A 21,068-nucleotide genomic window follows, 5' to 3' on the forward strand; every position below is an offset into this window, starting at 1 on the left:
ATTACCGCCCCGTCCGTTCACGGCTAATACGCGCCAGCCATTCAGAAATCAGCAGTGAAATCAGCGCTAACACAATAGAAATGATACATAACCTTGCCGCCGCGCTTTCGCCGCCGGGGGTCTGGATCAGGGTATACATCGCCGACGGGATAGTGCGGGTTTCGCCAGGAATATTGGAGACAAAGGTAATCGTTGCGCCAAATTCCCCGAGGGAACGCGCGAACGCCAGCACCGTACCGACAATAATGCCGGGTAGCATCAGCGGTAAAGTAATCGTGACAAATACGCGCCAGCGTCCAGCGCCCAGCGTGCGGGCCGCCTGCTCCAGCTTGACATCGACACCTTCCAGCGCCAGACGAATAGCCCGTACCATTAGCGGGAAAGACATCACCGCCGCAGCCAGTACCGCACCGCGCCAGCTAAAGGCAAAGGTAATGCCAAACCAGTCGTACAGCCATTCGCCAATGAATCCGCGGCGTCCCATGGCAACCAACAGCAGATAGCCCACCACGACCGGCGGCAGTACCAGCGGCAAATGCAGAACGCTGTCGAGCAGCGCTTTGCCCGGGAACTTGCATCGCACAAGCAGCCAGGCAAAGAAGATCCCAAACGGCAGACTAAACAACACAGCCAGGGAAGAAACTTTCAGGCTCAGTATAACGGCCTGCCATTCAGGATCGGTCAGTATCATTACTTGGTCGTAAATCCATAACGTTTAAAGATTTCAGCAGCCTGCGGTCCTTTCAGGTAATCATAGAACGCGCTGACCGTTGCGTTTTTGTGCCCATCAACAATTGCGATAGGGTATTCCACTTTTTTGTGTGAATCTTCCGGGAAAGTCGCAACAACTTTTACACCCTTGCTGGCGACAGCATCGGAACCATAGACGATCCCCAGCGGCGCTTCGTTACGCTCTACCAGCGCCAGCGCACCGCGCACATCTTCGGCAGGTGCCAGTTTCGGGGCCAGGGTATCCCATGCCCCCAGTTTTTGCAGCGCTTCTTTAGCATAAATGCCCGCCGGAACATGTTCCGGATCGCCAACGGCCAGACGCCCACCATTTAACAAACGGGTCCAGTTGGTTTTGCTGTCGATGGTGAAGTCTTTCTGCGCACTGTCTTTCGGTGCGACAACCACCAGGCTATTACCCAACAGCGTTTCACGCGTGGCGGTATCAATCGATTTTTTGTCTACCGCGTAATCCATCCATTTCTGATCGGCAGAGATAAACAGATCGGCCGGAGCGCCTGCTTCAATCTGGCGCGCCAGCGTGGAAGAAGACGCAAAAGAAGAGACAACGTCAACGTTCTTCTCTTTTTTGTATTGCGTCGCAATATCCTGCATCGCGTTAGTCAGTGAAGCCGCTGCGAAAACAGTAATTTTTCCTTCATCCGCCAGCGCATGCCCGGCAACAGTAAGAGAAAGTGTTGCCCCGGCAAACAAGCGTAACCATGTACGTGCCATCTGTAACTCCTTTGCGTTTCGTTATGTAGTCGCAAATATAACGAGTAAACCAGGATTTTCCCAGTGGTTATTGATACCAATTTGAGGTTACACGAAGAAAATATCGGCAGGGAAAGCAGGATCTTGAGAAACGGTAGACAGAGAAAACGGGTTGGAAGGCATAAAAAATATAAACGCCCGACTGAGCGGGCGTTTGGGGAATCAATGATTCTGTCTGGACTGGTCTTTTTGACCGATACCGGAGAAAATGTTGAACACTTCACCCAGTCCGTAAATCAGACCCAGAATGATGGCCATTACCACAGGTACCATGATTACGGCGAATACCAGACTTTTCAATAACTCTAACATGGTCAACTCCAGATGTAGTCCTTAGCTGTATTCTAACCACATAACGCAGAAAAGCACTCCCCTTTTGTGCGGTCGGCTTTGCTCAGGCACGGTTTTCCGTCACAATACCCTTTTTTGCCAGGAGCTTGTGATGCAGGCCGAAATCCTTCTTACGCTGAAACTTCAGCAAAAACTGTTTGCCGATCCCCGTCGCATTTCTCTGCTTAAGCATATTGCGCTTTCCGGCTCTATCAGTCAGGGCGCGAAGGATGCAGGTATTAGCTACAAAAGCGCCTGGGATGCGATTAACGAAATGAACCAACTCAGCGAGCAGACGCTGGTTGAGCGCGCCACCGGCGGCAAAGGCGGCGGCGGCGCGGTATTAACGCGCTACGGCCAACGCTTAATCCAGTTGTATGATTTGCTGGCGCAGATCCAACAAAAAGCCTTTGATGTTTTGAGCGATGACGATGCGCTACCGCTCAATAGCCTGCTGGCGGCTATCTCTCGATTTTCACTGCAAACCAGCGCCCGTAACCAATGGTTTGGCACAATCACCGCCCGCGACCACGATCAGGTCCAGCAGCATGTCGACGTCCTGCTGGCCGATGGCGAAACGCGCCTGAAAGTGGCGATCACTGCGCAAAGCGGCGAGCGTCTGGGTCTTGAGGAAGGCAAAGAAGTACTGATTCTGCTGAAAGCGCCGTGGGTGGGAATCACTCAGGACGATGCCATCGCTCAGGCCGCCGATAACCAGTTGCAGGGCACGATTAGCCATATTGAACGCGGTGCGGAACAGTGTGAAGTGCTGATGACGTTACCAGACGGCCAGACGCTGTGCGCCACCGTTCCGGCCCAAGACGCCGCAACGCTGCAAGAAGGCGCTAACGTCACCGCCTGGTTTAATGCAGACAGAGTGATTATCGCCACGCTGTGCTGAGTAGATTGACATCAGCCTGAAGAACACGTATCCCTGTTATTAATCGCTGCAAATAATGGGATACAAAATGTCATCGTTGCAAATTTCGCAAGGCACGTTTCGTCTTAGCGACACAAAAACGCTCCAGTTAGATGCGTTGACGTTAAACGCGGGTGATAGCTGGGCATTTGTTGGCGCTAACGGGAGCGGGAAATCCGCGCTGGCCCGCGCACTGGCGGGTGAGCTGCCGCTTCTGAAAGGCGAGCGCCACTGTCAGTTCACGCGTATTACCCGACTCTCCTTTGAGCAGCTACAAAAGCTAGTCAGCGACGAGTGGCAGCGAAACAACACCGATCTTCTTAGTCCCGGTGAAGACGACACCGGGCGCACCACCGCCGAAATCATCCAGGATGAGGTCAACGATCCCGCCCGCTGCGCTGCGTTGGCGCAGCAGTTTGGCATTTCTTCCCTGCTCAACAGGCGTTTCAAATACCTTTCCACCGGTGAAACACGCAAAACCCTGCTCTGTCAGGCGTTAATGTCCGCGCCGGATTTACTGATCCTTGATGAGCCCTTTGACGGGCTGGACGTGGCGTCACGCCGTCAGTTAGCAGAACTGCTCGCGGAGTTGCATCAGGCCGGCTTTACGCTGGTGCTGGTACTTAACCGCTTTGATGAGATTCCCGAATTCGTGCAGTTTGCTGGCGTACTTGCCGATTGCACGCTGACAGAAACCGGCGCAAAAACCGACCTTCTGCAACAGGCATTAATCGCTCAGCTTGCCCATAGCGAGCGGCTGGAAGGAATTCAGTTACCTGAACCGGACGAGCCTTCGGTGCGCCGTACGTTGTCAGATAACGAGCCGCGAATTGTGCTTAACGATGGCACGGTCTCGTATAACGATCGCCCTATCCTTCACCATTTGAGCTGGCAGGTAAATCCGGGGGAACACTGGCAAATCGTCGGCCCCAACGGTGCGGGAAAATCAACTCTGCTCAGTTTAATCACCGGCGATCACCCTCAGGGTTACAGCAACGACCTGACCCTGTTTGGCCGTCGCCGTGGCAGCGGTGAAACTATCTGGGATATCAAAAAACACATCGGCTACGTCAGCAGCAGTCTGCATCTGGATTACCGGGTGAGTACCACAGTTCGCAACGTTATTCTCTCTGGTTATTTTGATTCAATCGGCATCTATCAGGCCGTTTCCGACAGGCAGCACAAGCTGGTGCAACAGTGGCTGGATATCCTTGGCTTCGATAAACGTATCGCGGATGCGCCATTTCATAGTCTTTCCTGGGGACAGCAGCGGCTGGCACTGATTGTTCGCGCGCTGGTTAAACACCCGACGTTGTTGATCCTTGACGAGCCTTTGCAAGGGTTAGATCCGCTCAATCGCCAACTGATTCGCCGTTTTGTGGATGTGCTAATCGGTGAAGGTGAAACTCAACTGCTGTTCGTCTCTCACCACGCCGAAGATGCCCCAGCCTGCATTACCCATCGACTGGAGTTTGTGCCCGAGAACGACATCTACGCCTATCGACTAACGTCTCTGCGTTAGTTTTCATTGCAGGGCGTTTATCACGCCCTTTTTTTCTGCTTTTTTTCAGATAAACGCTGAAATAACAACCTAACATAATGATTTAAAATAAAATAACCATTAAAAATTCGTGAAACTTATGGAGTGTAAACGATTCCACTAATTTATTCCATGTCACACTTTTCTCATCTTTGTTATGCTATGGTTATTACATACCATAGGCTTAACGGAGCGAATTATGAGAGTATTGGTTACAGGTGGTAGCGGTTACATTGGAAGCCACACTTGCGTGCAGTTGTTGAAAAACGGTCACGAGGTGGTGATCCTGGACAATCTCTGCAACAGCAAACGCAGCGTTTTGCCCGTCATTGAGCGTTTAGGTGGCAAGCAGCCGACCTTCGTGGAAGGGGATATCCGTAACGAAGCGCTGATAACCGAAATTCTACACGATCATGCTATTGACACGGTCATTCATTTTGCGGGTTTAAAAGCCGTTGGAGAATCCGTTGCCAAGCCGTTGGAGTACTATGACAACAACGTCAATGGCACCCTGCGTCTGGTGAATGCAATGCGCGCCGCCAACGTGAAAAACTTCATTTTTAGTTCCTCCGCGACCGTCTATGGCGATCAGCCACAAATTCCTTACGTTGAAAGCTTCCCCACCGGCACGCCGCAAAGTCCGTACGGCAAAAGCAAGCTGATGGTAGAACAAATCCTGACCGACCTGCAAAAAGCACACCCCGACTGGAGTATCGCCTTACTGCGCTACTTTAACCCGGTTGGTGCTCATCCGTCGGGCGATATGGGGGAAGATCCGCAAGGTATTCCCAACAACCTGATGCCTTACATCGCACAAGTTGCCGTGGGCCGCCGCGAGTCCCTTGCCATATTTGGCAACGACTACCCAACTGAAGATGGCACCGGCGTTCGCGACTACATCCACGTGATGGATCTCGCCGACGGCCACGTCGTCGCGATGGAAAAACTGGCGGGTAAACAGGGTGTGCATATTTACAACCTCGGAGCAGGCATCGGCAGCAGCGTACTGGACGTGGTCAACGCCTTCAGCAAAGCCTGCGGTAAACCCATTAATTACCATTTCGCCCCGCGCCGTGATGGCGATCTTCCGGCTTACTGGGCAGATGCCAGCAAAGCCGATCGCGAGCTTAACTGGCGCGTGACCCGCACACTGGATGAAATGGCACAAGACACCTGGCACTGGCAGTCACGCCACCCGCAAGGATATTCGGATTAAGGACCAATCATGACGCAATTCAATCCTGTCGATCATCCACATCGCCGTTTTAACCCGCTCACCGGGCAGTGGATCCTCGTATCACCGCATCGCGCCAAACGCCCGTGGCAAGGGGCGCAGGAAACCCCGTCTAAGCAGGTACTGCCTGCACATGACCCGGACTGTTTCCTGTGTGCTGGCAATACGCGCGTTACCGGTGATGTAAATCCGGATTACACCGGAACCTATGTTTTTACCAATGATTTTGCGGCGCTGATGTCCGATACCCCGGACGCGCCGGACAGTCACGATCCGTTGATGCGTTGCCAGAGCGCGCGCGGTACCAGCCGCGTAATTTGCTTCTCGCCCGATCACAGCAAAACGCTGCCAGAACTCAGCGTCTCTGCGCTGACAGAAATCGTAAAAACGTGGCAGGAGCAGACCGAAGACTTAGGGAAAACCTATCCCTGGGTGCAGGTATTTGAGAATAAAGGCGCGGCGATGGGGTGCTCGAACCCGCACCCGCACGGTCAAATTTGGGCCAACAGCTTTTTGCCCAACGAAGCTGAACGTGAAAATCGCCTACAGAAAGCATACTTCGCCGAACAGGGCGCGCCGATGCTCGTTGATTACGTCCAGCGTGAACTGGCAGACGGTAGCCGTACGGTCGTTGAAACTGAACACTGGCTGGCGGTTGTCCCTTACTGGGCCGCGTGGCCGTTCGAAACGCTGCTGCTGCCGAAAGCGCATGTGCTGCGTATTACCGATTTGACCAACGAGCAGCGTGCTGACCTGGCGCTGGCGTTGAAAAAACTGACCAGTCGTTACGACAACCTGTTCCAGTGCTCATTCCCCTACTCCATGGGCTGGCACGGCGCGCCGTTTAACGGTGAAGAAAACGAACACTGGCAGTTGCACGCTCACTTTTACCCGCCGCTGCTGCGTTCCGCGACCGTGCGTAAATTTATGGTCGGTTATGAAATGCTGGCAGAAACCCAGCGAGATCTGACCGCAGAACAAGCGGCTGAGCGACTGCGTGCGGTCAGCGACATCCATTTTCGCGAATCCGGAGTGTAAATAATGAGTCTGAAAGAAAAAACACAATCTCTGTTTACAGAAACGTTTGGCTACCCTGCCACCCATACTATTCAGGCACCGGGTCGTGTAAACCTGATCGGCGAACATACCGATTATAACGACGGCTTCGTTTTGCCCTGCGCCATCGACTATCAAACCGTCATCAGTTGCGCGGCGCGCGACGATCGAAAAGTACGCGTCATCGCCGCTGATTACGACAATCAGGTTGATGAGTTCTCTCTCGATGCGCCGATTATCGCCCACGATAGCCAGCAGTGGTCAAACTACGTGCGTGGCGTGGTAAAACATCTGCAAAAGCGCAATAACGCCTTTGGCGGCGCGGATCTGGTGATCAGCGGTAACGTCCCGCAGGGTGCGGGCTTAAGCTCTTCTGCCTCACTGGAAGTCGCTGTTGGTACGGTATTCCAGCAGCTCTATCATCTGCCGCTCGACGGCGCGCAGATTGCCCTGAATGGCCAGGAAGCTGAAAACCAGTTTGTCGGTTGTAACTGCGGCATCATGGATCAGCTGATCTCCGCGCTTGGCAAGAAAGATCATGCGCTGCTGATCGACTGCCGTACGCTGGGCACCAAAGCCGTTTCTATGCCTGAGGGTGTAGCGGTGGTGATCATCAACAGCAACTTTAAACGCACGCTGGTCGGTAGCGAATACAACACCCGTCGCGAACAGTGTGAAACTGGCGCGCGTTTCTTCCAGCAGCCAGCGCTGCGTGATGTCAGCTTCGAAGCGTTTAACGCTGTCGCCCACGAGCTGGATCCGATTGTTGCCAAACGCGTGCGCCACGTCATCACGGAAAATGCGCGTACCGTTGAAGCCGCGCAGGCACTGGAAAAAGGCGACCTGCTGCGCATGGGTCAGCTGATGGCGGAATCTCACGCCTCAATGCGCGATGACTTTGAAATCACGGTGCCGCAAATTGATACGCTGGTAGAGATTGTCAAAGCGACCATCGGTGATAAAGGCGGTGTGCGGATGACCGGCGGCGGCTTCGGCGGCTGCATCGTGGCGCTGATCCCGCAAGATTTGGTTCCTGCCGTACAGCAGGCTGTCGCCGCACAGTACGAGGCAAAAACCGGTATTAAAGAAACATTCTACGTCTGCAAACCTTCACAAGGAGCCGGACAATGTTAAACGAAATCCCCGTGCAGGCTCCGGACGGTCAACCGTTTCGCCTGCTCACCCTGCGCAATGACGCAGGGATGGTAGTCACGCTCATGGACTGGGGCGCGACCCTGCTCTCTGCGCGTATTCCGCTTAGCGATGGTAGCGTGCGCGAAGCATTACTCGGCTGCGCCAGTCCGGAACAATACCCGGAACAGGCTGCATTTCTGGGGGCTTCGATTGGCCGCTACGCGAACCGTATCGCCAACAGCCGCTATACCTTTGCTGGCGAAACCGTTGAATTACTGCCGAGTCAGGGCAATAACCAACTGCACGGCGGGCCGGACGGTTTCGACAAACGTCGCTGGCAGATAGTCAATCAGAATGACCGTCAGGTGCTGTTCGCCTTAACGTCTGACGATGGCGATCAGGGCTTCCCAGGCCATCTTTGCGCCACCGCGCAGTATCGCCTGACTGATGATAATCGTATTTCGATAACTTATCGTGCCACGGTCGATAAACCCTGCCCGGTGAATCTGACAAATCACGTCTATTTTAACCTCGACGGCGATAAAACGGATGTGCGCCAGCATAAGCTGCAAATTCTGGCGGACGAGTACTTACCGGTTGACGAAATGGGTATCCCGCATGATGGACTGAAATCCGTCGCCGGTAGCACGTTCGATTTCCGCACCCCTAAAATCATCAGTAGTGAATTTCTGGCCGATGACGATCAGCGCAAGGTGAAAGGTTACGATCACGCCTTCCTGCTTCAGGCACAGGGCAATGCGCGTACGCCGGTCGCTCAGTTGTGGTCACAGGATGAAAAACTGCAGATGGTGGTCTACACCTCGGCCCCGGCATTGCAGTTTTACTCCGGTAATTTCCTCGGTGGTACGCCTTCCCGCGGGCCAGAGGCCTACGAAGACTGGCAAGGCCTGGCGCTGGAAAGTGAATTTCTGCCGGACAGCCCGAACCACCCTGAGTGGCCACAGGCGGATTGCTTCCTGCGTCCGGGTGAAGAGTATGCCAGCGTGACGGAATATCAGTTTATTCCAGCCTGATGTCGTCCCCAATGTATAATGCCCGGCGATGTAAACCGCCGGGTAATTCATCACAGATCGCGATAGGTTCCCAACCGGAATCCCAACTCCAAAATTGTACGTTGCAGTGCAGGCGAAGTTAGTACCTCCAGTTCATCCAGTCGCGGAAAACAATAACTGCTGGCCATGCCTGTTTTGTCGATAAAAGCAGGATGACACATCAGCTCGACAGATTGTTCATCACCCAGCGTTGCCCGTCTTAGCACTTCAAGAACGAAGCGATCAGAGACATTTTCAGCATAAAAATCATTGATAAAGCGTTCAACTCCGCGTACCCCTTGTACCGTGATATTTTGCTGCCGGATCGCCTGCCAGTCGAGGCGTACTGGTACGCCTTTTTTACGTGCAAAATCTGACACATGCTGCCAGACCTGAGGAATAAAATGGACATGATGATGGCTATCAATATGCGTTGGCTGACGCCCAAAAAGCGAGACAAAGCGGTCAAACTGCTGGTGTAATTCAGCCACAATATCCTCATCCGCCAGTGAGCCCTGTTTTGCTACCTCCCACACCCATTTCCCTAAATGACCTTCTCTCACCAGGGAAGGCATCGCGGACAGTGGCCTGCCATAACTGAGAACAAAATGTAAACCAACACCTAGCAAGGGATAATCAGCGCTGATCTCCGCCGCATGTTCGATACCCCCGGCATTCATCATTGCTGTCGTTGAGGTAACTAAGCCATGGCGATGTGCCTCAATAATGCCGTAATTTACCCCCGGGCTTAGTCCAAAATCATCAGCATTAACAATCAATAATTTCATCATGTCGCTGGTCCTTTGGTTGATTGTCTGGTTGCAGGAATAAGTGAAAAGCATCAGCAAACTGAGGCAAATACTGTTGATTAGCCAGCAGCATTTCCCGCGCCAAAACTTCAGCGTCCAGGTCTGAATTCACCAATGGATTAAGGTTCAACGCCAGCAAAATGTCGTTAAACTGACCGCTCAGGGATGCATGTGAAGCAGCGATTTCAAACGCTTTTATGGTGTGGATCAACCCCAGCACTTTCTCATCAAAATGCGTAATACGCGGGTGCGGTGTAGCGCCATGCTTACCCAGCAAACAGGTCATTTCTACAGCCCAATCCGCTGGGATATTATCAATATGTCCATGATGCGGTACATTAATATAATGTTCAGTTTGCTTATCGTTATAAATAGCATTAATTACTTCGCAAGCCGCATCTGAATAGTAAGCTCCCCCACGGGCTTCAAGTTCCGCAGGTTTAGTATCCAACTGAGGATTTTTATAGATTTCAAATAGCTGCTTTTCCAGCTTCTGAACTATCTGTGCGCGAACGTTACCTTTGTAATACTCACCTATTTCTATCGCCAACATCTCTTTATGCTTGAAATAATAGAGAAGATATGAACACGGTAGTAAATTAAGTGAACGCAACAAACCTTCACTAAACGGTAGACTATAAATATTTTTGACCGAACTGCCGCCAATCATTCCCGAAGCAACCCGTTCCATTACCTCTGCAAAACGAGATTGCCCATTTACCCAAACATCACGAATGAAAACCAAATGATTCAACCCAAACAGGTCAAGAGAAACGTCATCCTGTTTGGTTAACGCCAATAGATCTTCTAACAACATCCGCATTCCTATCGGGACATTGCAGACACCAATAAAACGTTTAAAATCGGTATAGCGATATACAGCTTCTGTTACCATTCCTGCAGGGTTGGTAAAGTTAATAATCCAGGCCTGAGGACAAATATTCTGTACATCTTGCACAATATCCAAAATAACAGGTATTGTACGTAGCCCCTTGAATAGCCCACCGGCGCCATTTGTCTCTTGCCCCAGATACCCCTGTGACAAAGGAATACGCTCATCCTGTTCACGTGCCTTTAGCTGCCCAACTCGAAATTGTGTAGTAACAAAATCCGCATTTTGTAACGCTTCCTGCCGGTTAAGACTTTTATGGATGGTCATCGGCACGCCCGCCTTCGCCACCATACGCTGGCATAACGCGAAAATGATATCGAGTTTGGCTTGACCTTCCACAATATCCACCAGCCATAACTCGCTGACAGGTAACTCGTGATAGCGCTTAATAAATCCATCGAGCAATTCCGGAGTATAGCTACTGCCTCCCCCAATGGTGACTACTTTTAATTTTTTCATTTCGACTCCTGAAAGCAGTCTCCTGCAATCTGTTGTTATTTACTTAACTCAATAGCACTTGATACCAATAGTGCTAATGATTTGCATTGACCAACTGTCGGCGATAATTACCCGGCGTAAATGATGTCAATTTTTTAAAATTATTAATAAAAATCCCTGGGCTACTGAAACCAGCTTCAAAAGCAATATCCGTCACAGAAAAATTAGTTGTCTCCAACTGCCTTTTACAATAATCAATACGAATATCATTAATTATTTGCCCAGGTGTTTTCTGGTAATAACGATTTGTTGCACGCGTAAGATACGATTGGGTTTTTCCGGAGAGTCTGACCATATTATTTAATGCCTGATCTGCAAACATTGATTTTTTGTGCATCTCTCTTATCAGTTGAGATAACCAGCCGGGAACGGAATCTGACCGTGGATTATCTTTATAATGCTGTAGCCGATTGACGATATAAAAAGTAAGTAATTTATTGAATTCATCGCACTCGCTCTGATGTACGCCCAACGTTGATAATGTAGATTCTATGCAGGTCAAAAATGCATTTGACATCGTATAACGTTGTGATGCCACAAAACATGAGGGCAGCATATTCAAATAATGTTCATCAAAATAGCACTTACTTACTCCCATATTTAAAATGCGAGTAACACCGTAATCATAAAAAGTTTGATGATATGACCCCACAGGAATAAACACAAAATCACCACGTTCCATTATAACGTGTTTACCATTAATCTCCTGACAACAACTTCCCGTCAGCACTAGGGTAAACTCATAATAATCATGCTGGTGTAATCCACTAATACTTTCCGTTTTATCAAGGATAAAGAAGTAAAAATTCTTACCCTTTAAAAACTGATTTTCATGAACGGTGTTAATTTCCATGGTAGTTCCTCATTAAAACTTCAAAGCATTAGCGATATCTTCCTCGCTCTCTTCCTCATCAATAACGTTTTGCGCTTTATTAGCAATCACAACAAATGGCAGATAAATTATCGTTGCCATGGCAAGATTCACTAATGCCATAATCAAAGCGGTAACACTACCATTTGAATTGAAAAATGCTCCCAGTCCAGGCGGCATCGTCCACGGTGCAAAGTTTGTGGATGGAGGGATAATACCTAATGAATACACCAGCAGGGTGATTCCCGCCAGGATTGGCTGAATAAGCACAAAGGGGATCATCAACACTGGATTCATAATGATTGGCAAGCCAAACAAAATAGGCTCGTTAATATTAAAGAGTCCCGACGGCAGCGCCATTTTGGCCACCTGACGATAGTCCGCACGGCGCGAGGCAATAAAAATGGCAAAAATCAGACCAAGCGTCGCTCCCGTTCCCCCAAGGTAAACATACGATTCCAGCATTGGGCCTGTCCAAAAGTGGAAGCTTTTACCGGCGGCCAGTGCCGCATCGACAGAACCAAAATGGGTGTAGGTCTCCATGTTTTCCATTCCCCACGGGCCGAGGATACCGCTATTCAGCGCAGTTAGCGCCAGGCCTCCGTGCACGCCGAAAAACCAGAGTAATGAATTAAATATGACATATGCCCATCCCACAATACTGCCAAGTGACGCCAGTGGAGTGGAGATCGAATTAATAATCACCTGGTGGAAATGGGTACCCGCCATAGAAAGCCCCCATGACATGAGCCCCATAATTAAAAGAATGATGAAACCGGGGAGCAAAGCAGTAAATGAACGAGAGACTGACTCCGGTACGCTATCGGGTAGCTTGATAACCCATTGACGGCGGATAATAAAAGCAAACATCTCAGCAACGACCAGACCTATTACAATCCCTGAGATAATATTCGCGCCGCCAAGCCAGTTTGCGCCAATGGCACTCGCCTGCTCTACGGTAAATGGTGTTACGGTCATAAAAGACGCGATTGATAATAAGCCAGCGGCCAGAGCATCGACTTTACGCTCTTCAGCAAGTGCCATACCAATAAAAAATGGTGTCATTAATGACATTATCCCCAGCGTGCCGTTATAAACGCTGCCACCAATGACTTTTAATTGTTCCAGAGAAGCAATTGTTCCTCCATCCAGCCGCACCCCCATTGACCAGAAGAATGATCCTTCACCAAAATTAAGTAGCACATTGTTAATAAGAACAAACATTGCCCCAACCAGCGTTAAAGGCATTAACCTGATAAAGCCATTTTTAATGGCATTGACATGTACCTGTTTTCCCAGTTTTACGGCAACAGGTAAGATCACCCTTTCCAGAGAGCTTATTGCACCTGACATGATAAATATCCTCAAATATGACATCTGATAAGGAAATGAATTATTGTGAAATTCTTTGACGGAAAATTAATCGTTCGAACATTTACTCAGAAATTATGAATAGCATACTTGAAGACATTCAAAGGTAGTAATGAGTAAGGTACTTGAATTCCGTTTGATTGACTTTTTGGTATGAGGATTTTCACATTTTGAACAATTTTCAGGCTCTGCATTCACTGAAAATCTCGCCCCTTTTCTCTCAGGTGCTCAGTCACTCACCTTGCTCTCCCTACACAACCTCTCATTTACATGTTTCTTACATTAATGACTAATTTTCGCTATTGTATAAGGATAAGCATTGCCGCTTACACATTACGGCAATATAATGAGAATTATTATCATTCGATATGATTTATAGGAGTGAATGTATGGCTGTAACTAAGCTGGTTCTGGTACGTCACGGTGAAAGTCAGTGGAACAACGAAAACCGTTTTACCGGTTGGTATGATGTTGATCTGTCCGAGAAAGGCGTGGGCGAAGCAAAAGCGGCAGGAAAACTGCTGAAAGAGGAAGGCTACAGCTTTGATTTTGCTTATACCTCCGTGCTGAAACGTGCCATCCACACCCTGTGGAACGTACTGGACGAACTGGATCAGGCCTGGCTGCCGGTTGAGAAATCCTGGAAACTGAACGAACGCCATTACGGTGCGCTGCAGGGTTTGAACAAAGCAGAAACCGCTGAAAAATACGGTGATGAGCAGGTTAAGCAGTGGCGTCGCGGCTTTGCGGTTACCCCGCCGGAACTGACCAAAGACGACGAGCGTTACCCGGGTCACGATCCGCGTTATGCGAAGCTGACCGACAAAGAGTTACCGGTTACCGAAAGCCTGGCGCTGACCATCGATCGCGTTATCCCTTACTGGAATGAAACCATTCTGCCGCGCATGAAAAGCGGTGAGCGCGTAATTATCGCCGCTCACGGTAACTCTCTGCGTGCGCTGGTTAAATACCTTGATAACATGGGCGAAGATGAGATCCTTGAACTGAACATCCCGACCGGCGTACCGCTGGTGTATGAGTTCGACGAAAACTTCAAGCCGATCAAACACTACTATCTGGGTAACGCTGACGAGATCGCAGCAAAAGCGGCGGCCGTAGCGAACCAGGGTAAAGCGAAGTAATTTTCGCGGTAAGTTGAAGACAAAGCGTGGATTTCTCCACGCTTTTTTATTTCGGCCCTACCAGAAAATGTAGGCCAAATAAGGCATCGCCCCATCCGGCAGTCTGCACCGGAATGCCTGATGGCGCTACGCTTCTCAGGCCTATGGGACTTGGTTAACCGCGACGCGCTTTTACCGCATCCGCCAGTTGACGCAACACCGCATCGGTATCTTCCCAACCAATGCAGGCGTCGGTGATGCTCTTACCGTAGGTCAGCGGCTCACCGCTATCCGGATTCTGATTACCTTCCACCAAATGGCTTTCGATCATCACGCCAATAATTGCTTTTTCGCCACCGGCGACTTGTCCGCAAACATCTTTTGCAACATCCATCTGCTTTTTGAACTGCTTGCTGGAGTTGGCATGGCTGAAGTCGATCATCACTTGCGCAGAGAGTCCTGCTTTGACCAGACCTTCTTTCACGTCCGCAACGTGCTGAGCGCTGTAGTTCGGCTCTTTGCCACCGCGCAGAATGATATGGCAATCGCCATTACCACTGGTATTCACGATCGCTGAATGACCCCATTTGGTGACAGACAGGAAGCAGTGCGGTGCCCCAGCAGCGTTGATTGCATCAATCGCCACTTTGATGGTGCCATCGGTTCCGTTTTTAAAACCAACCGGGCAGGACAGACCCGATGCCAGCTCGCGGTGCACCTGAGATTCTGTTGTACGTGCCCCAATCGCGCCCCAGCTCATCAGATCGGCGAGATATTGTGGGGTGATCATATCGAGGAATTCACCCGCAGTCGGCAATCCGCTGTCGTTGATATCCAGCAGCAGTTTACGCGCAATGCGTAGCCCATCATTGATCTGGAAGCTGTTGTCCATGTGCGGGTCGTTGATAAGCCCTTTCCAGCCAACGGTGGTACGCGGTTTTTCAAAATAGACGCGCATGACGATTTCAAGCTCACCTTTTAACGCTTCGCGCAGCGCCAGCAGACGAGTGGCATACTCTTTGGCTGCTGCCGGATCATGAATAGAACACGGCCCAATCACCACCAGAAGGCGATCGTCGCTCCCTTTCAGAATTTTATGAATCGCCTTACGGGCATGAGCCACCGTATTGGCGGCATTTTCAGTAGCGGGGAATTTTTCCAGCAGTGCGACTGGTGGTAATAACTCGTTGATCTCTTTAATGCGTAAATCGTCGTTCTGATAATTCATGATTATTCCAGCGTTGCCATACTTATATAAATGAATGCAATCCCTCCAATCTATATCTTCAGTCATAAAGTGTAAACGGGGTTTTACACTTTGGACGGATTAATCCTGGAATTGGCCAAAAAAACGCAATAAAGTAGCGAAAAACGAGATCCAAACTACAATTTCTAACTGTAACAGCTTTAATTTTCATAGATTTCAAGATTCTATGCTGGTTTTAATTTCCATAGCAAAACGATTAACCACATATTAATGATGTAACTGGCACATGCACTGTTGGAAGACGTTATCCGACATATCGACCTTAACAGGAGCATAATATGCATATGACAAAGCTGGCTTCACTCTTCCTTACCGCTACACTCAGCCTCGCCAGCGGCGCGGCACTGGCTGCAGAAAGCAACGCGCAGTCCAATAACGGTCAGGCAAATTCCTCGGCTGATGCAGGACAAGTCGCCCCAGACGCCCGCGAAAACGTGGCGCCAAATAATGTCGACAACAGTAACGTGAATTCAGGTGGCACAATGCTGCACCCGGACGGTTCATCAATGAACCATGAAGGGATGACCAATGATGAGATGCACAAAAACACTATGTGTAAGGACGGTCGCTGCCCTGATGTGAATAAGAAGGTTGAGACCGGAAACGGCATCAACAATGATGTTGACACAAAAACTGATGGCACCACGCAGTAACGCTGAAATTAAAGCTAATAACGGGAGAGCAATAGCTCTCCTTTTTAATTTTATCATCCCAAAAACGGTATGATGGCATACAGTAAAGATGAGAATAACAAAGGGATGGCATAATGGCGCACGCACATACTCATACTTCCTCTGAGCAACCCAAGGACAATAATGCCCGCCGACTGATGTTCGCATTCTGCATTACAGCCGGATTTATGTTGGTTGAAGTGGTGGGTGGAATACTTTCTGGTTCACTGGCCTTGCTGGCCGACGCCGGGCATATGCTCACGGATGCTGCGGCGCTGCTTTTCGCGCTGCTGGCCGTCCGGTTTTCCCGTCGCCCGCCCACAATACGACACACCTTCGGCTGGCTGAGGCTCACGACGCTGGCCGCATTTGTTAATGCCATCGCATTGGTCGTTATCACCATTTTAATCGTCTGGGAGGCGATTGAGCGCTTCCAGACACCTCGCCCCGTGGCTGGCGGTATGATGATGGTTATTGCTGTCGCGGGTCTACTGGCCAACGTGCTCGCTTTTTGGGTTTTACATCGCGGCAGTGAAGAGAAAAATCTGAACGTCCGCGCCGCGGCGCTGCATGTGATGGGCGATTTACTCGGCTCGGTCGGGGCAATCATCGCTGCGCTGATTATTATCTGGACGGGCTGGACACCCGCGGACCCAATTCTCTCGATTCTGGTTTCCGTGCTGGTGCTGCGTAGCGCCTGGCGATTGCTAAAAGATAGCGTTAATGAATTACTGGAAGGTGCCCCGCTGACGCTGGATATCGCCGCACTGCAGCGCCATCTCAGCCAGGATATTCCTGAAGTCCGCAACGTTCACCATGTCCATGTCTGGATGGTGGGCGAAAAACCGGTAATGACGCTGCATGTTCAGGTGATCCCGCCACACGATCACGATGCGTTGCTGGAGCGTATTCAGCATTTCCTTATCCATCACTACCAGATTGAACACGCCACAATCCAGATGGAGTATCAGCCGTGCAATGGGCCGGACTGTCACCTGTATCAGGGCGTGTCCGGCCATTCACATCATCACCATTAATGAGAAAGCGCGTGGGAACCCCGCTCACGCGCGCTGTTAATCCACATCCTGCTACCGTTCAGGGCGATAACCGTCAGGATCATATATTCCAGCGACATGGCATATACGCCTTGCAGGGCAAAGATCACCACGCTAATGACGTTAATGATCACCCACAGCAGCCAGTTTTCAACGTATTTGCGCGTCATCAGGATCATCGCCGCAATCGACAGCACCATCATGCAGGAGTCCCAGAACGGGAATGCATCGGGTTGTAGTTCAGGCACAACAACCTGTAATCCCAATGCCTGCATAATATTCACTGCAATGCCTGTCAGGAACGCAAAGACCGGATCGATATAGATCGACATCAGGCCGATCGCCACCACGCAAGCCGCCAGCCAGCCGATCGCTTTTGGAAGCGGTAGCCAGCGAATTTTCAGTTCCGCTTCATGCTGGTTGGTTTGCCGGGACCAGGCATACCAGCCGTAGATATTTGCGGCAAAGAAGAAAACTTGCAGCAACAAGCTGGCATAGAGCTGGATCTGAAAGAAGATAATTGCAAACAGCGTGACGTTTATCAGACCGAAGAAGTAATTGCTGATTTTCTCAAGGCTCGCCAGGCCAATACACAGCAACCCGGCGATCGTTCCCACGGCTTCGATCCACGACAAATCGTAACCACCCGCGCCAATCGGAATATGTACCAGAATGTTCTGCGTGCTAAAAAAGTCCATCTTTTCCCCCAGAGCAAAAATAAATAATTACGCTCGAAGTGTAGCCGCAAATTCCAACATACGGTTTAACGGCAACAGCGCCCCTTCTCTCAGCGAGTCCTCAACATGTATCTCATGAGCCGCGCCGCCATGTTCCAGGCCCTCAGCAATCGCTTTCAGGCCATTCATCGCCATCCACGGACAATGCGCACAGCTGCGACAGGTTGCCCCCTCGCCAGCCGTCGGAGCTTCAAGCAGCTCTTTATCCGGAACGGCCTGCTGCATTTTGTAAAAAATGCCCCGGTCAGTCGCCACAATCAACTGCTTATGCGGTAACGATTTAGCCGCGTTGATGAGCTGGCTGGTTGAGCCAACCGCATCTGCCATATCAACGATAGACTGAGGGGACTCCGGGTGCACCAGCACCGCGGCATCAGGGTAAAGCCCTTTCATGCGTGTTAAGGCCTGGGTTTTAAACTCGTCGTGGACGATACAGGCCCCCTGCCAACAGAGCACGTCTGCGCCGGTCTGTTTTTGCACGTAGTTACCCAGATGTCTGTCCGGAGCCCAGATGATTTTTTCACCCAAACTATCAAGATGCTCAATAAGTTCAACCGCAATACTGGAAGTCACGACCCAGTCCGCACGTGCTTTAACGGCAGCAGAGGTATTGGCGTAAACCACCACGGTACGATCCGGATGCTCGTCGCAAAATGCGCTGAACGCGTCAATCGGACAGCCCAGATCTAATGAACATTCCGCCTGTAAGGTCGGCATCAGGATGGTCTTTTCCGGGCTGAGAATTTTGGCAGTTTCTCCCATAAACCTCACGCCCGCAACCAGCAGCGTAGAGGCAGAATGCTTTGCACCGAACCGCGCCATCTCCAGAGAATCAGAAATACAGCCCCCGGTCTCTTCCGCTAACTGCTGAATTTCAGGATCGGTGTAATAATGCGCGACCATAACGGCATCACGCTCTTTCAGCAGGCGCTTGATTTTTTCACGATAAAATTGCTTTTCATCCACACTTAGCGGTACTGGCTTCGGCGGAAACGGATAAATTGCTGCTTCTGGATCAAACATCACGCTCATCTTGCTTTCTCGTTTCACTGGCTTAACGAAATAACCGATTAAAAGCGTGACGCACGCCATATTCGGTTTGATTTGTTTTGTATGCTAAACAAGATAGCGGATTGGCGCAGAAAAGTCACAATAATTGCGTGTGATGAATGCCGGATGGCGTCTGACGTCTTATCCGGCCTACACGAGTAGTGTCGTCTGTAGGCTGATAAGCAAAGGACATCAGGCAATCTTATAAATCGCAGATAGCAAAAAGGCGCCTTTAGGGCGCCTTTTTACACTGGTGGGGCGTGCAGGATGACTCGCTTCGCTTGCCCTTCGGGCCGTCGCCGTGAACGGCTCCGTTGTCTCACTGCGTTCGACCCGAACCTGCTGCAGGTTCGAATCTTATAAATCGCAGATAGCAAAAAGGCGCCTTTAGGGCGCCTTTTTACACTGGTGGGGCGTGCAGGATTCGAACCTGCGACCAATTGATTAAAAGTCAACTGCTCTACCAACTGAGCTAACGCCCCCGTATGGGGTTTACTGCTTCAATTATTCAGGATGGTGGGTCGTGCAGGATTCGAACCTGCGACCAATTGATTAAAAGTCAACTGCTCTACCAACTGAGCTAACGACCCGCTCGGATGTCACCTGAAAAATTTTTTACTCGACACCAATATAAGAATTGGTGGGGCGTGCAGGATGACTCGACTTCGTCTCGCCCTAACGGGCCGTTGCTAAAGCAACGTTATCCTTCACGTTTAACACCTGAGTACAATGTTAAAGTTGGTGGGGCGTGCAGGATTCGAACCTGCGACCAATTGATTAAAAGTCAACTGCTCTACCAACTGAGCTAACGCCCCGAGTGGTGGGTGATGACGGGATCGAACCGCCGACCCCCTCCTTGTAAGGGAGGTGCTCTCCCAGCTGAGCTAATCACCCGATACTACGCTGGATACTGCATTAAGTGGTGGGGCGTGCAGGATTCGAACCTGCGACCAATTGATTAAAAGTCAACTGCTCTACCAACTGAGCTAACGCCCCACTTTTTTCGCCGCTTTCGGGCTGTTTGATATCCCTTGGCAACGGCGGCATATATTACTGATTTCAGATTTTAGCGCAACAAAAATTTCGATGTAAATAACTCAACTGCTTAGGAATCACACGACACGACCAGAAATAACACGATTTCTGGTCGCATGGTGGTCATTACATCGCGCCAAGGCGTTTTTGCGCTTGTTTCGCGCCATCAGTGCCAGGATATTTAGTGATAACCTGCTGATAAACCGCTTTAGCTTTTGCTGTGTCACCTTTGTCCTGCATGATGACGCCGACTTTATACATCGCGTCTGCAGCCTTAGGTGATTTTGGGAAGTTTTTAACTACCGAAGCAAAATAGAACGCAGCATCATCTTTTTTACCCTTGTTGTAATTCAACTGACCCAGCCAGTAATTCGCATTGGGCAGGTAAGTAGAGTCCGGGTACTTTTTGATGAAGTTCTGAAATGCTTCAATTGCGTCATCCTGGCGGGATTTATCCTGCACCAGAGCAATCGCTGCATTGTAATCGGTATTCGCATCGCCAGTTTGCACGGGAGCCCCTGACGTTGCTGCTGCTCCCGCATCAGGTGCAGGGGTTGCCGCCCCACTCTGATCGCCACCTGTAGACTGTGCCGCAGGCGCACTACCGCTGCCAAGATTATTCATCTGCAGCAATATCTGCTTCTGTCGCTCAACAACCTGATTCAGTTGATATTGATTTTCCTGAATTTGACCACGCAGGGAATCGATATCGGACTGATTATCGGAGAGTTGTTGCTGGAGTTGGGTTAAAAGCTGACTGTGAGCGTTAGAAATACGCTCGAGTTGAGTGACACGGTCTTCGACCGAGCCTGAGCCGACACTACTGATTGGCGCCTGTGCAAAAGCGGCCCAAGGGGCCGCTATGCCAACCAGTAACGACAGACTCAACAGGTGATGTCTGAAGTTACTGCTCATGCAATTCT

General features: G+C 50.3%; 20 protein-coding genes, 5 tRNA genes and 1 other RNA gene. 9 read left to right on the forward strand and 17 right to left on the reverse strand.

The window, feature by feature from the left end; translation table 11 throughout:
• Nucleotide 1: 1 nt before the first annotated feature.
• From modB to HV350_RS16545, 3 genes are all read right to left on the reverse strand, one after another.
• Nucleotides 2-691 carry a molybdate ABC transporter permease subunit gene (modB, locus tag HV350_RS16535; RefSeq protein ID WP_016152327.1) on the reverse strand — a complete coding sequence of 230 codons (690 nt, stop codon included), beginning with the start codon at nucleotides 689-691 and terminating at the stop codon, nucleotides 2-4.
• Nucleotides 691-1,464: a molybdate ABC transporter substrate-binding protein gene (gene modA / locus HV350_RS16540; protein ID WP_016152326.1), complete on the reverse strand. Its 774-nt coding sequence runs from the start codon at nucleotides 1,462-1,464 to the stop codon at nucleotides 691-693. Before modA ends, modB begins: the two co-directional genes overlap by 1 nt.
• A 201-nt stretch (nucleotides 1,465-1,665) precedes the next feature.
• On the reverse strand, nucleotides 1,666-1,815 hold the full coding sequence (locus HV350_RS16545; protein ID WP_003023026.1) for an AcrZ family multidrug efflux pump-associated protein: 150 nt from the start codon (nucleotides 1,813-1,815) through the stop codon (nucleotides 1,666-1,668).
• A 130-nt stretch (nucleotides 1,816-1,945) separates the two neighbouring features.
• Here HV350_RS16545 and modE point away from each other — a divergent pair, with 130 nt between their 5' ends.
• From modE to galM, 6 genes are all read left to right on the forward strand, one after another.
• Complete coding sequence (modE, locus tag HV350_RS16550) at nucleotides 1,946-2,734, forward strand: molybdenum-dependent transcriptional regulator (RefSeq protein WP_016152325.1); 789 nt, start codon at nucleotides 1,946-1,948, stop codon at nucleotides 2,732-2,734.
• A 67-nt stretch (nucleotides 2,735-2,801) separates the two neighbouring features.
• A complete protein-coding gene (gene modF, locus HV350_RS16555; protein ID WP_181628944.1) occupies nucleotides 2,802-4,274 on the forward strand; it encodes a molybdate ABC transporter ATP-binding protein ModF in 1,473 nt (490 codons plus the stop codon).
• Nucleotides 4,275-4,491: 217 nt separating this feature from the next.
• On the forward strand, nucleotides 4,492-5,508 hold the full coding sequence (galE, locus tag HV350_RS16560; protein WP_016152323.1) for a UDP-glucose 4-epimerase GalE: 1,017 nt from the start codon (nucleotides 4,492-4,494) through the stop codon (nucleotides 5,506-5,508).
• Nucleotides 5,509-5,517: 9 nt separating this feature from the next.
• Nucleotides 5,518-6,564 (forward strand): galactose-1-phosphate uridylyltransferase, encoded by a 1,047-nt coding sequence (gene galT, locus HV350_RS16565; RefSeq protein ID WP_016152322.1) that lies wholly within the window; start codon nucleotides 5,518-5,520, stop codon nucleotides 6,562-6,564.
• A gap of 3 nt (nucleotides 6,565-6,567) precedes the next feature.
• Nucleotides 6,568-7,716, forward strand: coding sequence for a galactokinase (galK, locus tag HV350_RS16570; RefSeq protein WP_016152321.1), 1,149 nt, complete (start codon nucleotides 6,568-6,570; stop codon nucleotides 7,714-7,716).
• Nucleotides 7,710-8,750, forward strand: a complete 1,041-nt coding sequence (galM, locus tag HV350_RS16575; protein WP_019076309.1) for a galactose-1-epimerase — start codon at nucleotides 7,710-7,712, stop codon at nucleotides 8,748-8,750. The genes galK and galM overlap by 7 nt, the downstream gene beginning before the upstream one ends.
• Nucleotides 8,751-8,800: 50 nt before the next feature.
• Here galM and chbG read toward each other — a convergent pair whose 3' ends face one another.
• The 4 genes from chbG to chbC form a co-directional block, all read right to left on the reverse strand.
• Entirely contained in the window at nucleotides 8,801-9,559 is a 759-nt protein-coding gene (chbG, locus tag HV350_RS16580) for a chitin disaccharide deacetylase (RefSeq protein WP_181628946.1), read from the reverse strand.
• The gene (locus HV350_RS16585) at nucleotides 9,537-10,928 is read right to left on the reverse strand and encodes a 6-phospho-beta-glucosidase (protein WP_181628947.1); all 1,392 of its coding nucleotides are present in this window, start codon (nucleotides 10,926-10,928) and stop codon (nucleotides 9,537-9,539) included. The genes chbG and HV350_RS16585 overlap by 23 nt, the downstream gene beginning before the upstream one ends.
• Nucleotides 10,929-11,001: 73 nt before the next feature.
• Nucleotides 11,002-11,820, reverse strand: coding sequence for a transcriptional regulator ChbR (gene chbR / locus HV350_RS16590; protein WP_181628949.1), 819 nt, complete (start codon nucleotides 11,818-11,820; stop codon nucleotides 11,002-11,004).
• A gap of 12 nt (nucleotides 11,821-11,832) precedes the next feature.
• Nucleotides 11,833-13,191, reverse strand: coding sequence for a PTS N,N'-diacetylchitobiose transporter subunit IIC (gene chbC / locus HV350_RS16595; RefSeq protein WP_181628950.1), 1,359 nt, complete (start codon nucleotides 13,189-13,191; stop codon nucleotides 11,833-11,835).
• Between the two features lie 407 nt (nucleotides 13,192-13,598).
• On the opposite strand from chbC, the gene gpmA reads away from it, so the two are divergent.
• A complete protein-coding gene (gene gpmA, locus HV350_RS16600; RefSeq protein ID WP_003022999.1) occupies nucleotides 13,599-14,351 on the forward strand; it encodes a 2,3-diphosphoglycerate-dependent phosphoglycerate mutase in 753 nt (250 codons plus the stop codon).
• A 154-nt stretch (nucleotides 14,352-14,505) separates the two neighbouring features.
• Here gpmA and aroG read toward each other — a convergent pair whose 3' ends face one another.
• Entirely contained in the window at nucleotides 14,506-15,558 is a 1,053-nt protein-coding gene (gene aroG / locus HV350_RS16605) for a 3-deoxy-7-phosphoheptulonate synthase AroG (protein WP_016152319.1), read from the reverse strand.
• Between the two features lie 317 nt (nucleotides 15,559-15,875).
• Between aroG and HV350_RS16610 the strand changes: the two genes are divergently transcribed.
• On the forward strand, nucleotides 15,876-16,250 hold the full coding sequence (locus HV350_RS16610; protein WP_181628952.1) for a YbgS-like family protein: 375 nt from the start codon (nucleotides 15,876-15,878) through the stop codon (nucleotides 16,248-16,250).
• Between the two features lie 113 nt (nucleotides 16,251-16,363).
• Nucleotides 16,364-17,305 (forward strand): CDF family zinc transporter ZitB, encoded by a 942-nt coding sequence (gene zitB, locus HV350_RS16615; RefSeq protein WP_016152317.1) that lies wholly within the window; start codon nucleotides 16,364-16,366, stop codon nucleotides 17,303-17,305.
• Here the strand turns inward: zitB and pnuC are convergent.
• From pnuC to cpoB, 9 genes are all read right to left on the reverse strand, one after another.
• Nucleotides 17,302-18,021, reverse strand: coding sequence for a nicotinamide riboside transporter PnuC (pnuC, locus tag HV350_RS16620; protein ID WP_016152316.1), 720 nt, complete (start codon nucleotides 18,019-18,021; stop codon nucleotides 17,302-17,304). The two genes, zitB and pnuC, sit on opposite strands and share 4 nt — an antisense overlap.
• A 27-nt stretch (nucleotides 18,022-18,048) precedes the next feature.
• Complete coding sequence (gene nadA, locus HV350_RS16625) at nucleotides 18,049-19,092, reverse strand: quinolinate synthase NadA (RefSeq protein ID WP_047415203.1); 1,044 nt, start codon at nucleotides 19,090-19,092, stop codon at nucleotides 18,049-18,051.
• 269 nt (nucleotides 19,093-19,361) lie between these two features.
• A non-coding RNA gene (locus tag HV350_RS16630) (RtT sRNA) lies at nucleotides 19,362-19,487 on the reverse strand.
• A 29-nt stretch (nucleotides 19,488-19,516) separates the two neighbouring features.
• Nucleotides 19,517-19,592 (reverse strand) — tRNA-Lys (locus HV350_RS16635).
• A gap of 32 nt (nucleotides 19,593-19,624) precedes the next feature.
• Nucleotides 19,625-19,700: transfer RNA gene (locus HV350_RS16640), tRNA-Lys, on the reverse strand.
• Between the two features lie 149 nt (nucleotides 19,701-19,849).
• Nucleotides 19,850-19,925: transfer RNA gene (locus tag HV350_RS16645), tRNA-Lys, on the reverse strand.
• A 3-nt stretch (nucleotides 19,926-19,928) separates the two neighbouring features.
• A tRNA-Val gene (locus HV350_RS16650) sits at nucleotides 19,929-20,004 on the reverse strand.
• A 26-nt stretch (nucleotides 20,005-20,030) separates the two neighbouring features.
• A tRNA-Lys gene (locus tag HV350_RS16655) sits at nucleotides 20,031-20,106 on the reverse strand.
• A gap of 165 nt (nucleotides 20,107-20,271) precedes the next feature.
• Nucleotides 20,272-21,060, reverse strand: coding sequence for a cell division protein CpoB (gene cpoB, locus HV350_RS16660; protein ID WP_016156016.1), 789 nt, complete (start codon nucleotides 21,058-21,060; stop codon nucleotides 20,272-20,274).
• Nucleotides 21,061-21,068: the final 8 nt, after the last annotated feature.

This window comes from Citrobacter sp. RHBSTW-01013 (assembly GCF_013781985.1).
Classification (GTDB): Bacteria; Pseudomonadota; Gammaproteobacteria; order Enterobacterales; family Enterobacteriaceae; genus Citrobacter; species Citrobacter braakii.

What these genes read in the sequence shown, in the direction of transcription:
- pnuC (WP_016152316.1), bottom strand. Translation starts at nt 18,021, where the DNA reads ATGGACTTTTTTAGCACGCAGAACATTCTGGTACATATTCCGATTGGC.
- chbR (WP_181628949.1), bottom strand. Translation starts at nt 11,820, where the DNA reads ATGGAAATTAACACCGTTCATGAAAATCAGTTTTTAAAGGGTAAGAAT.
- HV350_RS16585 (WP_181628947.1), bottom strand. Translation starts at nt 10,928, where the DNA reads ATGAAAAAATTAAAAGTAGTCACCATTGGGGGAGGCAGTAGCTATACT.
- galM (WP_019076309.1), top strand. Translation starts at nt 7,710, where the DNA reads ATGTTAAACGAAATCCCCGTGCAGGCTCCGGACGGTCAACCGTTTCGC.
- galK (WP_016152321.1), top strand. Translation starts at nt 6,568, where the DNA reads ATGAGTCTGAAAGAAAAAACACAATCTCTGTTTACAGAAACGTTTGGC.
- chbG (WP_181628946.1), bottom strand. Translation starts at nt 9,559, where the DNA reads ATGATGAAATTATTGATTGTTAATGCTGATGATTTTGGACTAAGCCCG.
- HV350_RS16610 (WP_181628952.1), top strand. Translation starts at nt 15,876, where the DNA reads ATGCATATGACAAAGCTGGCTTCACTCTTCCTTACCGCTACACTCAGC.
- HV350_RS16545 (WP_003023026.1), bottom strand. Translation starts at nt 1,815, where the DNA reads ATGTTAGAGTTATTGAAAAGTCTGGTATTCGCCGTAATCATGGTACCT.
- modF (WP_181628944.1), top strand. Translation starts at nt 2,802, where the DNA reads ATGTCATCGTTGCAAATTTCGCAAGGCACGTTTCGTCTTAGCGACACA.
- modA (WP_016152326.1), bottom strand. Translation starts at nt 1,464, where the DNA reads ATGGCACGTACATGGTTACGCTTGTTTGCCGGGGCAACACTTTCTCTT.
- galT (WP_016152322.1), top strand. Translation starts at nt 5,518, where the DNA reads ATGACGCAATTCAATCCTGTCGATCATCCACATCGCCGTTTTAACCCG.
- gpmA (WP_003022999.1), top strand. Translation starts at nt 13,599, where the DNA reads ATGGCTGTAACTAAGCTGGTTCTGGTACGTCACGGTGAAAGTCAGTGG.
- modB (WP_016152327.1), bottom strand. Translation starts at nt 691, where the DNA reads ATGATACTGACCGATCCTGAATGGCAGGCCGTTATACTGAGCCTGAAA.
- chbC (WP_181628950.1), bottom strand. Translation starts at nt 13,191, where the DNA reads ATGTCAGGTGCAATAAGCTCTCTGGAAAGGGTGATCTTACCTGTTGCC.
- galE (WP_016152323.1), top strand. Translation starts at nt 4,492, where the DNA reads ATGAGAGTATTGGTTACAGGTGGTAGCGGTTACATTGGAAGCCACACT.
- zitB (WP_016152317.1), top strand. Translation starts at nt 16,364, where the DNA reads ATGGCGCACGCACATACTCATACTTCCTCTGAGCAACCCAAGGACAAT.
- cpoB (WP_016156016.1), bottom strand. Translation starts at nt 21,060, where the DNA reads ATGAGCAGTAACTTCAGACATCACCTGTTGAGTCTGTCGTTACTGGTT.
- aroG (WP_016152319.1), bottom strand. Translation starts at nt 15,558, where the DNA reads ATGAATTATCAGAACGACGATTTACGCATTAAAGAGATCAACGAGTTA.
- nadA (WP_047415203.1), bottom strand. Translation starts at nt 19,092, where the DNA reads ATGAGCGTGATGTTTGATCCAGAAGCAGCAATTTATCCGTTTCCGCCG.
- modE (WP_016152325.1), top strand. Translation starts at nt 1,946, where the DNA reads ATGCAGGCCGAAATCCTTCTTACGCTGAAACTTCAGCAAAAACTGTTT.